Annotated in this window: 11 protein-coding genes; 1 reads left to right on the forward strand and 10 read right to left on the reverse strand. The window is 40.2% G+C overall.

Annotation, left to right across the window (positions count from 1 at the left end; translation table 11 throughout):
* Window positions 1-160 precede the first annotated feature (160 nt).
* The gene (gene citZ, locus AC1TO5_RS04390; protein WP_482061554.1) at window positions 161-1,273 is read right to left on the reverse strand and encodes a citrate synthase; all 1,113 of its coding nucleotides are present in this window, start codon (window positions 1,271-1,273) and stop codon (window positions 161-163) included.
* A 270-nt stretch (window positions 1,274-1,543) separates the two neighbouring features.
* On the opposite strand from citZ, the gene AC1TO5_RS04395 reads away from it, so the two are divergent.
* Complete coding sequence (locus tag AC1TO5_RS04395; protein WP_482061555.1) at window positions 1,544-3,091, forward strand: Ppx/GppA phosphatase family protein; 1,548 nt, start codon at window positions 1,544-1,546, stop codon at window positions 3,089-3,091.
* A gap of 372 nt (window positions 3,092-3,463) precedes the next feature.
* Here the strand turns inward: AC1TO5_RS04395 and ppk1 are convergent, their stop codons facing one another.
* The 9 genes from ppk1 to AC1TO5_RS04440 all read right to left on the reverse strand — a co-directional run bounded on the left by ppk1 (window position 3,464) and on the right by AC1TO5_RS04440 (window position 15,000).
* A complete protein-coding gene (gene ppk1, locus AC1TO5_RS04400; protein WP_482061556.1) occupies window positions 3,464-5,524 on the reverse strand; it encodes a polyphosphate kinase 1 in 2,061 nt (686 codons plus the stop codon).
* A gap of 117 nt (window positions 5,525-5,641) precedes the next feature.
* Window positions 5,642-6,034 (reverse strand): FxsA family protein, encoded by a 393-nt coding sequence (locus tag AC1TO5_RS04405; protein ID WP_482061557.1) that lies wholly within the window; start codon window positions 6,032-6,034, stop codon window positions 5,642-5,644.
* A gap of 14 nt (window positions 6,035-6,048) precedes the next feature.
* Entirely contained in the window at window positions 6,049-6,510 is a 462-nt protein-coding gene (locus AC1TO5_RS04410) for an acyl-CoA thioesterase (RefSeq protein ID WP_482061558.1), read from the reverse strand.
* Between the two features lie 165 nt (window positions 6,511-6,675).
* A complete protein-coding gene (gene pyk / locus AC1TO5_RS04415) occupies window positions 6,676-8,430 on the reverse strand; it encodes a pyruvate kinase (protein WP_482061559.1) in 1,755 nt (584 codons plus the stop codon).
* Window positions 8,431-8,618: 188 nt separating this feature from the next.
* The gene (locus AC1TO5_RS04420) at window positions 8,619-9,602 is read right to left on the reverse strand and encodes an acetyl-CoA carboxylase carboxyltransferase subunit alpha (RefSeq protein ID WP_482061820.1); all 984 of its coding nucleotides are present in this window, start codon (window positions 9,600-9,602) and stop codon (window positions 8,619-8,621) included.
* Window positions 9,592-10,458 carry an acetyl-CoA carboxylase, carboxyltransferase subunit beta gene (gene accD / locus AC1TO5_RS04425; protein WP_482061560.1) on the reverse strand — a complete coding sequence of 289 codons (867 nt, stop codon included), beginning with the start codon at window positions 10,456-10,458 and terminating at the stop codon, window positions 9,592-9,594. The genes AC1TO5_RS04420 and accD overlap by 11 nt, the downstream gene beginning before the upstream one ends.
* Before the next feature lie 38 nt (window positions 10,459-10,496).
* Entirely contained in the window at window positions 10,497-10,685 is a 189-nt protein-coding gene (locus tag AC1TO5_RS04430) for a glutamate decarboxylase (RefSeq protein ID WP_482061561.1), read from the reverse strand.
* 95 nt (window positions 10,686-10,780) lie between these two features.
* Entirely contained in the window at window positions 10,781-11,272 is a 492-nt protein-coding gene (locus AC1TO5_RS04435) for a phosphatidylglycerophosphatase A family protein (RefSeq protein WP_482061562.1), read from the reverse strand.
* A gap of 68 nt (window positions 11,273-11,340) precedes the next feature.
* The gene (locus AC1TO5_RS04440) at window positions 11,341-15,000 is read right to left on the reverse strand and encodes a DNA polymerase III subunit alpha (RefSeq protein WP_482061563.1); all 3,660 of its coding nucleotides are present in this window, start codon (window positions 14,998-15,000) and stop codon (window positions 11,341-11,343) included.
* Window positions 15,001-15,225: the final 225 nt, after the last annotated feature.

The raw sequence follows: 15,225 nt of genomic DNA on the forward strand, positions 1-15,225 counted from the left end.
GGCTTTCGAAAGCCAAGAAGATGACGCGCTACTTGAGAAAGGCGGAAGCGCAAGTGTACGTTATTGGTACACGCGAACCGTACTTTCCAAGTTCGCTTCATATTCGATGTCGAATATGCTACGTCAGCATACGCATCGTTATCAAAGTCCGCTTTTTGAACTACCTCTTATCGATGCTAATATATGTTGCGCCAACAGGCCCAACATACTCTGCACGAGGACGAATTAAACGGTTATTCTCGTACTGCTCAAGAATGTGAGCACTCCAACCAGATACACGGCTAATTGCGAATATCGGCGTGAACAAATCACGGGGAATTTGTAAAGCTGTATAGACGGAAGCTGAATAGAAGTCTACATTCGGCTTTAAGCCTTTTTGACCTGTAACAAGCTCCTCGATTTGTACTGACATTTCATATAGTTCCATATTTCCTGTAAGTTTACCAAGCTCATAAGACATTTTTTGTAAATGTTTTGCACGAGGATCACCATTTTTGTATACACGATGACCAAAGCCCATAATTTTCACTTTATTTGCTAGAGCTTTTTCAATATAAGCATTCACATTTTGTTTGGAGCCGATTTCCTCTAGCATAACCATTACAGCCTCGTTGGCACCACCATGAAGTGGTCCTTTCAAAGCTCCAATAGCAGAAGTAACACCAGAATAAATATCAGATAGAGTCGCAACAGTTACACGTGCAGCAAAGGTAGAAGCATTCAATTCATGATCGGCATGAAGAACTAGCGCTTGGTCTAGTGCTCTCACGGCAACGTCTGCAGGCTCTTCACCAGTTAACATATATAAGAAATTGTGAGCGATAGAAACACCTTGCTTGGGAGCAATAGGTTCTTTCCCTTCACGAATACGAGCAAAAGCGGCTACAATTGTAGGTAGCTGTGCTTGTAATTTAATCGCTTTCAGTATGTTCGCTGATGGAGACATTTCATTACTTGACGTATCATAAAGTGCAAGACTTGAAACTGCAGTACGAAGTGCTGCCATTGAATTTGTATCTTTAGGATATAACTTAATTCCTTCAATGACTTCCGCTGGAATAGCTGCATACTTATCTAGGTTTTGTTGCAAATCTGCTAGTTCTGCACGATTTGGCAATTTACCGTACCATAGTAAGTAGGCAACTTCTTCAAATGATGCATGCTCAGCGAGATCATCGATATTAATTCCACGGTATGTCAAAATCCCATCAATAATAGAACTGATGGATGATTGTGCTGCTACAATACCTTCAAGACCTTTTGTTGCTGTCATCGTTCCCTCTCCTTTATTATTGAATGAGTGCTAGAAAATCGGACTAACCTATAACCACTAAATTCAATGATATAGGATTTTGTCAGAAAAGTGAACAATAACGAGGATAAAAATGCTTTATCGCTATCATTGATATATTGAATCAGTATGTATTTTCATAGCTTGTACATTATATCACACTTCGTATTAATTCTTAAAGAAATGTGAACATTTATAATAAAGAAAATAAAAAGCTTCGTCATATTGTGATAAACTTATGAGCAAGTAATAATGATGGTTACGTGGGAGGAAATTATGACACAACGTTATGGCATTATCGATATCGGATCGAATTCCATTCGACTTGTAATATATGAAAAGACAGACAATGGTGCACACCGCGTCGTTGATGGTAATAAGCGCTCCGCACGACTAAGCAGTAAAGTCAACGAGCACGGCGAGCTTAATGATGCTGGAATCAATGATCTCATTGAAACACTGCAAATATTCACATTACTTTCTTCACAGCATAAGCTCGTTTCACTTGTTCCAATCGCAACAGCGGCTATTCGTAATGCGACCAATCAGCAGGTGATCATTGAGCGGATATATGACGCTACTGGACTGCAAATTCGAATACTTACTGGTGAAGAGGAAGCGGAATATGGCTTCCTCGGTATGGCCAATTCATTAACTATCCAAGACGGCTTTTTACTTGATATTGGAGGTGGCTCCTCCGAGCTCACATTATTTCTTAACCGAAAAATCGTTCACTCGTTCTCCTTTTCGTTCGGCTGTGTAAGCTTCAATAAAAAGTACGATAGTCAGCAAGGATTAAGTGATCAACAGCTACAATCTATGCAGCAAGATGTTATAACTGAGTTGAATAAACATCACTGGATTTCACAGTATGCAGAGCTACCACTTATCGCAGTTGGTGGAACTGCACGTTCATTATGTAAAATTCATCAAGCAGCTGAACATTACCCATTCACGAAAACACATAACTATCCTATTCCAACCCAGCAAGTTGAAGAGCTCTTTCAACATTTAAGTCAACTGCCACAGGACAAACGTAAAAAGGAAGCTGGATTAAGTAAGGATAGAGCTGATGTCATCGTTCCAGGAATTGCTGTACTGTCTACAATCTTTCAATATATTCAAGGTTCACACTATATTATTTGCGGTGCCGGCTTACGAGATGGCTTATTTCATAAACTATTTTTCCCTGAACAGCCTCTATTACAGCATCCACTGCAATATAGTGTACAAAACCTAATCGCCTTACATACAGCTGTCCCTCGTGCTCATGTTGAGCTTGTTAGCACATTAGCAGGTCAGTTATTGCAGCAGCTTCACAATGATACGTATACTTTAGAACAGTTTTCCTTATATCTTGATGCAGCTGCAAAGCTTTATCGCATCGGCGCTACAATCGACTACTATGATTATAGCAAGCATACCTTCTATCTTATCATCCATTCGCATCTGAACGGATTATCCCATAAGGAAATATTACTTGTTGCAGCGATTGCATCTTACCGAAGCAAAAACAAAACACGTAACGAACTCAAGGATTATAGCGAGCTCATTGGCAATGAGGATCTTGAGCTCATCTGTAAATTAGGAATGCTGCTACAGCTTGCCGCTGCACTCGATCATAGTGAAACCCAAAGCATTAACCATATAGATCTAGAAATAACGGAAGATAAAATGATAATACAAGCCAATGCCGATACATCTGAATTATCGATTGAACAGCTTAAAGTGAAAGAGCTAGTTCATGATTTCAAAAAGCAATGGAATGTGGAGCCCGAATTAATAGTTGCACCGCTCTAATGCGAACCGATCCGCGAAACGAGCGGACCGTATGTCCGCTCACTCGCCTAACAAAAAAAGCTGCACGAGCTCACCACTTACAATGCGGTGAGCTCGTACAGCTTTTTTCGTGATCCCAGGCAATGAAACGAAACCGAGCAACGTGTACGGTACGAGTACACAAGCAGCCAATTGCTCGAAGCTTCCAATTGAAGTTCAAAACAACGAGCTTTCGCAAGCCGAGAAGATGGAACGTTACTTGAGAAAGGCGGAAGCGCAAATGTACGTTATGGGTACATGCGAACCGTACTTTCCAAGTTCGTTTCATATTCGACGTCGACTATGCTACAACGCTTCACATCGTTATCAAAGTCCGCTGTTTTGAACATCCTCTCAGCCCTTCCATCTTGACACCTGCTGCGCAACATACTGACTCCGAAACGGTTCTTCATGTTCTCGCTCAACAACTTCGTATTGACCAGTCATTCTCAGCTGTCTAGCTTTTATATTATCGCTAAGACTCATTTTAAGCAGTTCGATTAGTGTGTTTTTCAGCTCATCGTCAAATACTGGGCATAGTAACTCTACCCGCTTTTCAAGGTTTCTCGTCATCCAATCAGCACTTGATAAGTATACTTCTTCGGCACCGTCATTATAGAAATACACAATTCGAGAATGTTCAAGATAACGATCAACAATACTAATTACTTTAATATTTTCACTTAGACCTGGCACCTCAGGCTTTAAGCAGCAAACCCCGCGAATAATCAATTCAATGTTCACACCTGCAATCGATGCTTCATATAGCTTATTGATCATTTCTTGGTTCGATAAACTGTTCATTTTTGCAATGATTTTTGCCTCTTTGCCTGCATGTGCATGTTCAATTTCCCGATCAATTAACTTAATTAGCTTTTGCTTCAAACCGTTAGGAGCGACGGCAAATGCCTCCCAGTTACGCGGCACGGAATACCCTGTTACCTCATTGAAGAGCGCTGAAGCATCTGCACCAATCGTATCATTACTTGTCATTAGCCCTATATCTGTATATGTTTTTGCGGTAGCTTCATTGTAATTACCTGTTCCAACATGAATATAACGTTTCAATCCATGTTGCTCTCGACGTACGACTAGCAATATTTTTACATGTATTTTCAAGCCGACTAATCCATATACAACGTGACAGCCCGCTTTTTCTAATTGCTTTGCCCAAGCAATATTTCTTTCCTCATCAAATCTCGCCTTTAACTCGACGACCACAGTAACTTGTTTGCCCTCTGCTGCCGCATACTCCAGTGCTTTGACAAGCGATGATTGCCCGTTGACACGGTACATCGTCATCTTAATCGCCAACACTTCAGGATCACGTGCCGCTTGCCATACAAACTCATTGACCGGCTCAAACGATTCATAGGGATGATACAATAACACATCTCTATGAGCGATAACGCTCATAATATCTTCTGTATCTTCAAATTCTTGAGCGTACTGTGGCTCAAACCTCTCATGACGAAGCTGATCATGACCTGGAACAGAGCCAGAGAATTTCATCAAAAAGCTTAGATCAAGCGGTCCGTCGATCATAAACAGACCATCATTGATTTCGAGTTCATCCTTTAACATCGTTAGCGCAAATGGTTCAATATCTCGCTCAACTTCAAGACGAACTGGAACTCCCCATTTCCGACGACGAAGCTCCTTCTCTATTTCCTCTAATAAATCCTCCGCGCCTTCTTCATCAAGTGTAAAATCCGCATTACGCGTTAAGCGGAATGTACTTACTGCAAATGGTGTATACCCATTAAATAATGTATGTATATAAGATTTCAATACATCTTCTAGTAAAATGAATTCTTGTTTTTTACTATTTCCGCGACCTGGAATGTTAATAAATCTCGGTAAAATACTCGGAACTTGAAGGATCGCAAATAAAGGTTCTTCATGATTTCCTTCATGTTCATGTCGCAAAGATACAGCAAGATAGAGCTCTTTCGTATGAACATGCGGGAAAGGTCTACTTTGATCTACAGCCATTGGCGTCAATACAGGAAACACAATATTATAATAATAATCCTCTATCCACTTCTGTTGCGTACCATTCAAATCCGCCATGCTACGAATGAAAATGCTTTCCTTATTCATGCATTTCACAATATCACGGTAAGTACGATATTGCTCAAGTACGATGCCCTTTGTTCGATTTTGCAATCTTTTCCATAAACCTTCAGGTGAATATCCTGTAAAGTCCATTTTCGTTAACCCTGCTCGAATCTGTTCTTGAATCCCTGCAACACGTACACTCATAAACTCATCCAAATTAGATGTTACAATAGCTAGAAATTTCGCTCTCTCTAATAATGGATTGGTTGAATTTTGCGCCTCTTGCAGCACGCGACGATTAAATTCAATCCAACTTAGATCTCGGTTAAGATACGGTGATATTTGCTTCGACATGAGCCTTCCCCCAATGCAGTAACGTTCTATACTAATGGTCCAGCAATACTGCAATAGCTTAACTATATGACAGAATCATTAAAATTAATGCAAACAATTGTAAAGTAATTGTTAACTTTAAAACCGATTGATTGTAAATTTACCGTTTCGCATATTTTTTTCTATCCATTTCAATATAAATCCCTCAAGAATTGGACGTGTAAATGGTAATAGTAAAATCAAACCAACGATATCACTTAAAAAACCTGGGATAAGCAATAAAATCCCGCCTGCTAATATGCATACTCCATTAATAAATGAGCGACCTGGAATTTGTCCCGTGCTCATCTGACGCTGTGCCTCCAACCATACTTTCTTACCTTCCAGCAGGGTGGCAACTGCGCCAAATAGGCTCATACATAATAGAAGTACAAAAGTATTCCAGCCACCAATCCAATCTCCCACTTGTAATATTCCCCAAATTTCAATAATAGGTAACAAAATAATTAACCCTAAAATCCATTTTCTCATATGACTCACCTCCGTTAATTATTGGTTATCACTTCATATAATTCGGGCATCACTTTAGATATACGAGTAGGTTGAAAGCTCGTGTTCACCCATACATGCTTCGTACCACCATTAACGAGCAAATCCCCTGGTAGATCGGCTTCATTAGTATATTCGGCAGAGATGAATTTATCGTGAGTAACTTTACGCACCTGTGACTCAAACGCTATTCGCAGTGGTGTACATTGTTCCATGCGCGTACATACGATGACCATATCATCATACTTCGCGGGTGAGACGTATTTCACAGCAAGATCAATCACAGGCAACAATAAACCTTTGGCTTCGATATCACGATAATCATACCCCATACTTCTTATCCATTCAGTACGTCCAATTTCGAACCAGGTTACATAATTCCCATGAAAAACTACACTCATCTGATCTGTTTCTTGATATCTTACTCTAATTGGATGTGCGTACCAGAAATCCTTCATATTTCATCCTCCAAAACTTTTCAATAACTTCTTGTATTACTTCATTGCAATTGAAAAGTTGCTTCGTAAGCATAAACTAAACTTTTTAACACTTCCTATATTATGGTAGAAAAAAAGCGACGGTAAAAATCACCATCGCTCTTAATTTTATAATTATTGATTAAATTAAAGTACTTTAGATTGTCCGGAGTAGATGTATCCTGTTTCAGAATAAATCGTAACTTCCATACCATCTTTCAAAATTTCAGTTGCATTTGTAACACCTAGAACAACAGGTGTGCTTAAGTTAATGCCGCAAACAGCTGCATGGCTAGTGATGCCGCCTTGCTCTGTAATTACTGCACTAGCTAATTCAAAAGCAGGAATGAAATCTTTATCAGTAGATACTGTTACTAGCACATCACCTTTTTGCATTTTAGCATTAGCTTCAGCAGGTGTACGTGCGATCACAATTTTACCTGTTACATTTTGACTACCGATACCTTGTCCAGTAGCTAATAGTTCGCCAATATGATGAATTTTCATCAAATTAGTTGTACCAGCTCGTCCAACAGGAACACCTGCCGTAATAACAATCGTATCGCCAGCAGATAATAGCCCAGTGTTCATTGCGCCTTTAACAGCGTTTTCGAACATTTCATCTGTTGTATCAGCTTCAATACCTTTAACAGGGAATACACCCCAATTTAGAGCTAGTCCACACATCACTTGTTCTACAGGTGTAACCGCGATGATAAGAGCTTTTGGACGATATTTAGAAACTACACGAGCAGTGAAACCACTTTGTGTAGAGGTTACAATCGCTTTTGCATTTAGATCAAGCGCTGAGTTAGCTACCGCTTGGCTAATTGCTTCTGTTACTGATTTTTGTTGGGCGCTAGCTTGTTTCATGAAAATCTCACGATATTCAAGCGCTTGCTCAGCACGCTCAGCAATACGAGACATTGTCTCAACAGATTCAGTTGGGTATTTACCAGCAGCTGTTTCACCTGAAAGCATAATTGCATCTGTTCCATCGAAAATCGCATTCGCTACGTCACTTGCTTCAGCGCGAGTTGGACGTGGATTACGTTGCATGGAATCAAGCATTTGCGTTGCTGTAATAACTGGTTTACCAGCTACATTACATTTTTTGATCATCATTTTTTGAACTAGTGGAACTTCCTCAGCAGGAATTTCTACTCCTAGATCACCACGAGCAACCATTAGACCGTCAGATACTTCTAGAATTGAATCTAGGTTGTCCACGCCTTCTTGGTTTTCGATTTTAGAAATGATTTGAATATGACTTCCATTATGCTGTTCTAGTAATTCACGAATTTCTAATACATCACTAGCTTTACGCACGAATGAAGCTGCAATGAAATCAACGCCTTGTTCAACACCGAAAATGATATCATTTCTATCTTTTTCAGTAATACCTGGAAGTGAAATTTTCACTCCTGGAACGTTAACTCCTTTTTTCCCTTTAATAGGACCACTGTTAATGATACGGCAATGAATTTCTGTTCCTTCGATACTTTCAACCTTCAAGCCAATTAAACCATCATCGATTAGAACAGTTGAACCAACAGACAAATCATTAGGAAGATTTTCATATGTTACTGGAATACGATTAATATCTCCTAATATTTCCTCTGTTGTTAATGTAATTGCATCACCTTGTATAAGCTCGATAGGTTCTTCCTTAAGCTTACCTAGACGAATTTCCGGACCTTTAGTATCTAACAAAATTGCAACTGAAGTACCAAGCTCCTTATTCGCAGCACGAATGTTAATAATACGATTTCCGTGTTCCTCAAAATCTCCATGAGAGAAGTTAAGACGTCCTACGTTCATTCCTGCTTTAATTAGTTTCTTCGTATTTTCCAACGATTCGCTGGATGGTCCAATGGTACAAACGATTTTAGTTTTACGCATGATAGGTTCCTCCGATATATTGCCTGAAATTCATTATTAATAGTATCACCAAAGTGTCATAATTCCAATAAAAATTATGACACTTTATAACATCTTCATAATATCTTAAATTTCGGCTTCCGATCTAGTATTTCATCTAATTTCCATGTCAATTGCAACTTACATATATTGGTTGGTTGCAACAGTAGTTATTCGATAGCTTGACTAGCTTCTTGCTGAGCCATCGTATAGTAACCAATTTTCCGGAATTTCAAATATCGATCTTCGATCAACTCATCTGAAGTCATCTCTAATAACTCTGTCAAATGCTTGTCGATTGCCAACTTTATATACCCGACTTGCTCGTCCATATCGCGATGTGCTCCGCCCTGCGGTTCACTAATAATATCTTCGATAATTTCAAGTTCTAATAAATCTTTTGCAGTTATTTTCATCGCTTCAGCAGCTTCATCTGCTCGGGTTGCATCTTTCCATAGAATAGATGCTGCACCGTTTGGTGAAATAGCTGAATAAATTGCATTTTCTAACATAAGCACCCGATTACCTACACCTAGAGCTAGCGCACCGCCACTACCGCCTTCGCCAATGACGACGCAAATAATTGGCACACCAAAGCTGGCCATTTCTCTTAGATTTCGTGCGATCGCTTCGGACTGACCACGCTCTTCGGCAGTATTACCAGGATAAGCACCCTTTGTATCGATAAATGTTATAATTGGACGTTTGAATTTGTTAGCTTGTTGCATGAAACGTAGCGCTTTTCGGAAACCTTCAGGGTGAGGACTTCCAAAAAATCTGGCAATGTTGTCACGTGTATCCTTACCACGTTGATGACCAACAACCGTTACTGGTATTCCATTGAACTTAGCTAGTCCACCAACAATCGCTAGATCATCAGCAAATAGACGATCACCATGCAATTCAATAAAGTCAGTGAAAATAGCTTGAATGAAATCAAGCGAAGTGGGACGCTGATGATGACGAGCAAGCTGCATTTTTTGCGCAGCCGTTAGCTCGCGATACATTGTATCTTCAATCTCCTTACAACGATCCTCAAGCCTTGCAATCTCTTCCGAGAAATCAATGCCTTTTCCATCACTCAAACTTTTCAACTCTTTAATTTTATTACGCATATCATTTAATGGTTTTTCAAAAGGTAACTCACTCACCAGTAGTAACCTCCTTAACGCAGTGCATATCAAGCAACTTAGTGATCAGCGAACGCATATCTTTACGATGAACAACTTTATCTAATTGACCATGTTGCAAATTGAATTCAGCAGTTTGGAAGTTATCTGGTAACTTTTGACGAATCGTTTGTTCAATAACAATACGTCCTGCAAATCCAATTAATGCACCAGGCTCAGCTAGATTGTAATCACCAAGGCTCGCAAAGCTTGCAGATACGCCACCCGTTGTTGGATCTGTAAATACAGATATGTACAAGCCACCGTCACCTTGGAATTTCGCTAGTGCAGCACTTGTTTTGGCCATCTGCATTAAGCTAAGAATACTTTCTTGCATTCTCGCACCACTAGAGGTAGAGAATATAATCATCGGAAGCTTCTTCAAGTGTGCGCTTTCAATGGCTCTCGTTATTTTCTCTCCCGCAACTGACCCCATACTTCCTGTAAAGAAGTCAAAGCTCATCGCTGCGACAATAACAGGGAATCCACCAATTGTGCCTTCACCAGTAATAACAGAATCATGTAAGTTAGACTTTTCTTTTTGCTGCTCTAACTTCAGCTTGTAGCCTGGGAAATTCAATGGATCAACAGACTCCATCGTTTCATCGTATTCAACACGAAGACCTTCATCTAAAGTCATAGCAATACGCTCTCTCGCATTTAAACGACCGTGATAGCCACAAGTAGAACATACCTTCAAATTCTTTTCTAATTCTTTACTGTACTGGATATTTCCACATTTTGAACATTTGTTCATTAATCCTTCTGGGACTTCACGTTTAGGACGTTCAGATGGTATTGTGGCATATTTTTTCTTCGAAAATAAATCTTTAATTTGCACGTTTCACACCTCTTTGGGCGCAATTGAAACTACGAATCCTACGGGCGAATAATGGTGTCGAAAACTTCACGAATCTCTTCTACTTCACCTGATGGGACAAGAATTTCAAATTGCTGTTTGGACAAATTGACAGGACGGATCTTAACTAGAAATCCTTCTTGTGTAAGTTTATCTTTAATGTTTTCTGCTGCTTTCTCAGTAGGCGCAATATAGAATACCGTCCACATGGGAATACCTCCTACAACTCCATGTTAGTAGGTGTATACCACTATACATCTACTATTCCCGTCAAAGGCCGTATAATGAACCAATGATAACATAACTACTCACAATCGGGCAAATCATATTGATTCGCTTTGGCATCGCCATGTGCAATTCTTGCAGACGCTGCAGCTGCTAGTCCAGCTACGAGATCATCAAGAAAAACATGGATACCATTTGCTTTATTATTCAACTGATGTAAAATCGCCGGCTTAACTTTGTCTAAGTAACCAAAACTGGTTAGACCGATCATTCCGTATACATTAGTAATGCCGAGTGCAAGTGTTTCATCTACACCAAACAGAGGTTCATCTCTCTCCATAATGGACTGTAGCGGCTCCGGCAATAACTTCCTCTCTGCCAGGTCATCTAAAGCAATACCTGTATAAAGCGCATATTGAACTTCCCGCTTCGACAATACTGCGCGTACACTGACAATACATTCATCCATAGTCAAAACTGGGTTATATTTTATCTGCAATAAAAATGCGATTTCAGCAATATCAGAAATCTTGACGCCTCGTTGTAAAAGTAATTTTTCAATTGGGATCATCACATCCACTCCTCACATTATGCTGTATCGATATGCATATGCGATTAAAGCCGTAAATGTGCCTATTATTACTTAATGACAATGGAACCTTTCCCAAGTAAGTGCTCTACCTCTAGTATAAATTGCTCGTTAGGAGATACACGATATTGCTCGCTTAATGCAACAATTTGACCGGTTCGTTCATAGAACAACACAATAACTAAATTACCTTGATGCTGCAATATTTTATTTTGAAGTAGCGCTAATATTGTAGGCTGTTCAAACTTTTCGTTAATTTTAATGAATACTTTTTGGGATGTTGCTTGTTTTGGTTGATTAGCTCCTTGTGTCTTCACTTTAGCATCAGATGACCTGTTTATATGAGAAGCAGCACCAGTCAATATTGCCTCAACCGTTGTCGGCTCTGCATCCGTAACTTCTCGTCGCGGGGATGAAGACGATTTCGTCGTCCCCTTATTCTTACTCCGTTGCCATCTGTCTGCTTGCCCTCTTAAGCGATCTACATGTTTAGCCATTTCTGCAATTGGTTCATCACCAACAATGACAACATCATCCACAATTAATTTGATCTCATCCTCTTGCTTTTGGACAGAAGCAAGCATAAGCACTAAGCTGTCCTTCACTAAGGAAGCACTACATTTACGCCATGTACTCGCAAACACAACAGCCTCGATACGTACGATTCGATCTTCAACTTCTGCAAATGCCATTGCTTGTCCATTTTTACTTGTGTAAGGACGAACAGAAGCAATACGTACTGGAACTACAGCCTTGTAGCCTTCTTCTCGATCATAAAGTTCAATTAAAGAATCGATATTTGTGCCTTGTAGTCCAGTCAACAAATCGTCAAGCGGATGTCCTGACAAATACATACCGAGCAATTCATATTCATGCTCTAGCTGCTCTGTCATCGTAAAGCTTCGAATATTGGGTAATTCTACGTCCCAGTTTTGAATTTCTTCAAAGCCAAATAGTTCAATTTGTAAATCATCGCGTTGTTTCTTCCACTTCGTTACAGCTTCTAGCATATCATCTAGTGCTGCTAATAATTGCGCACGATGTCCTTCAAACTGATCGAAGGCTCCGGCAAGCACAAGTGATTCTAATACTCGCTTGTTCACAACTCGCAAATCTACTCGTTTGCAGAAATCAAGCATAGAAAGATACGGTTTCTCACTTCTACCTGACACAATAGAGTCAATGGCTTGTGTACCTACATTTTTGATTGCAGCTAGACCGAAGCGTATCCCTTCATGCGTTGGTGCAAAGTTCAAGCCACTATTGTTCACACAAGGCGGTAATACAGAAATCCCCATTCGTGAGCACTCGTCCACATATTGCGCAGCCTTTCTCATATTGCCAGTCACTGACGCAAGCATTGAGGCCATAAAAATAATTGGATAATGCGCTTTGAACCAAGCTGTACGAAAAGCTAATACGCCATAGGCAACAGCATGCGCTCGCGGGAATCCATAATCTGCAAAGCGAACAATCATATCATACACTCCATTGGCACTTTGCTCATCGTATCCCATGCCAATGCTACCTTGCACAAAATGTGTCCGCTCTTCATCAAGCACTTCACGCTTTTTCTTAGAAACCGCTCTTCTTAATAAGTCTGCTTCTCCTAGCGAAAAGCCTGCCATATGAGATGCAATCTGCATAATTTGCTCTTGGTATACAATGATACCGTAAGTATCTTGCAAAATATGGCGAAGTGAGTCGTGAGGATATTCGACAATAATTTCGCCATGCTTACCATCGATATACTTTGGAATAAACTCCATTGGACCCGGTCTGTAGAGTGCTAACACAGAGACAATATCTTCGAAGTTGGATGGTTTCATGTCACGTAATACACGTCTTACACCCGTTGATTCTAACTGAAATATCCCGGTCGTTTCTCCTTTACTTAGCATTTTATAGGTTAGTGGATCATCATCAGCAATTTTCTGAAAATTAACTTGTTGCTTATGAAGCTCCTCAACCCAGCGATGTGCTCTTCCCAAAATCGACAATGTTCGAAGTCCTAGAAAATCCATTTTCAACAATCCGACGGCTTCTAAATGCTCCATAGAATATTGCGTCAGCAGCATATCCTCGCTACCAATTTGAAGCGGTGTATATTCCGTTAATGGCTGTGCTGCAATAACAACGCCTGCAGCATGCGTAGATGAATGTCGTGGCATACCTTCTACTTTAATAGCCATATCAATTAATCTTCTAGTGCTCGCACTTCCATCGTAAGCAGCACGTAGCTCCTTGCTTTGTACTAATGCTTGCTCGAGCGTAATCCCCAGCTGATTCGGAATAAGCTTAGCTGCTCGATCAACTTCTTGAAATGCAATATTCATCGCCCTACCAACATCGCGTATTGCAGCCTTCGCAGCCATCGTACCGAATGTAATAATTTGCGCGACATGCTTATCGCCGTACTTTGCTCCTACATATTGAATCACTTCGTCACGGCGCTCATCATCAAAGTCAATATCGATATCAGGCATACTTACCCGCTGCGGATTAAGAAAACGCTCAAAGAGCAGCTTGTACTTAATTGGGTCTACATCTGTAATATGAAGGCTGTAGGCAACGAGACTCCCAGCACTTGAGCCACGACCAGGTCCTACTGCAATATGGCTTTCTTTTGCAAACCGAATGAAATCCCAAACGATGAGAAAATAATCCTCATACCCCATCTTCTCAATGACAGCGAGCTCGTAATGTAGTCGCTCCGTAACCGTTTGACGGAATGTGGCATCATTATGCCATTGCTGGCTATCGCCATATCTTAAATTCATCCCGTCGATACATAGTTCTTGAAGATATGAATTAGAAGTATGCTGCTCTGGAATCGGCCAAAACTGCGGCAAATTCGCTCTACCTAGCTGTAATTCAACATTGCAACGTGCAGCAATTTCCGCAGTATTTCGAATCGCTTCTGGTACATGTTGAAAACGTTCTACCATTTCAGCGCCTGTTCTTAAATACAACTGATCTGTTTCCATCTTAAGTCGATCTTCATCTTGTAGTGATTTCCCTGTACCGATACAGATCAATACCTCTTGCATCGCTGCATCATGCGGGTCAATATAGTGCACATCATTCGTCGCAACTAAAGGTATATCTAGTTCTTCTGCCAGTTGAATCATCAGCGTCTCAGCTTGCTTCTGCTCTAGCATGCCGTGGTTTTGTATCTCTAGATAATAACGATCTCCAAATATCTCTTTATGGCGCAAGGCAGCAGCTCTTGCTTCATCGATACGTTGATGTAGCAAATGCTGATTAACTTCACCGCCAAGACATGCACTTAAGCATATAATCCCTTCGGAATGTTGACGTAACAGCTCATAATCAGCACGTGGCTTATAATGCATCCCTTCAACTTGTGCGGTCGAAACGATTTTCATCAAGTTACGATACCCTTGTTCATTCTCAGCTAATAAGATGAGATGATAGATTGGATTATCTTTGCGATTCCCCTTTTCAAAACGAGAGCCCGTAGTAAAATATATTTCACAGCCAATAATCGGCTTAATATTATATTCCAGACATGCTTTATAGAAGGCAATAGCCCCATACATAACACCATGATCAGTGAGTGCTAAAGCTTTCATCCCTTTGCTTGCAGCAGCCTTAACGAGCTCCTTAATTCTGGCTGCGCCATCTAACAAGCTGTATTCACTATGAACGTGAAGATGTACAAATTGCTCTGCCATTGTTGTGCTCATCAATTCTCACCCCTTCTACTACAAGTTCAGGTTTTATTCCTCTCATTTTATCATATTAAGTAGGGACACGCCCATATAATGATATATAGCCATTTGCGTCATCGAAGTTTATGCTTCCGAAGCTACTTTTCATGATTAGGAAGTAATACAGGTAGAACATAAAAAGTTTGGTATATGCTTCCGAAGTACTTTTTAATTTCTAAGAAGTATTTCATGGGGTAAAAT

This window comes from Paenibacillus sp. Y930, from assembly GCF_056786375.1.

Bases quoted from the DNA above. Each gene is read 5' to 3' on its own strand.
- citZ (WP_482061554.1), bottom strand. From the start codon at position 1,273: ATGACAGCAACAAAAGGTCTTGAAGGTATTGTAGCAGCACAATCATCC.
- AC1TO5_RS04395 (WP_482061555.1), top strand. From the start codon at position 1,544: ATGATGGTTACGTGGGAGGAAATTATGACACAACGTTATGGCATTATC.
- ppk1 (WP_482061556.1), bottom strand. From the start codon at position 5,524: ATGTCGAAGCAAATATCACCGTATCTTAACCGAGATCTAAGTTGGATT.
- AC1TO5_RS04405 (WP_482061557.1), bottom strand. From the start codon at position 6,034: ATGAGAAAATGGATTTTAGGGTTAATTATTTTGTTACCTATTATTGAA.
- AC1TO5_RS04410 (WP_482061558.1), bottom strand. From the start codon at position 6,510: ATGAAGGATTTCTGGTACGCACATCCAATTAGAGTAAGATATCAAGAA.
- pyk (WP_482061559.1), bottom strand. From the start codon at position 8,430: ATGCGTAAAACTAAAATCGTTTGTACCATTGGACCATCCAGCGAATCG.
- AC1TO5_RS04430 (WP_482061561.1), bottom strand. From the start codon at position 10,685: ATGTGGACGGTATTCTATATTGCGCCTACTGAGAAAGCAGCAGAAAAC.
- AC1TO5_RS04435 (WP_482061562.1), bottom strand. From the start codon at position 11,272: ATGATCCCAATTGAAAAATTACTTTTACAACGAGGCGTCAAGATTTCT.
- AC1TO5_RS04440 (WP_482061563.1), bottom strand. From the start codon at position 15,000: ATGAGCACAACAATGGCAGAGCAATTTGTACATCTTCACGTTCATAGT.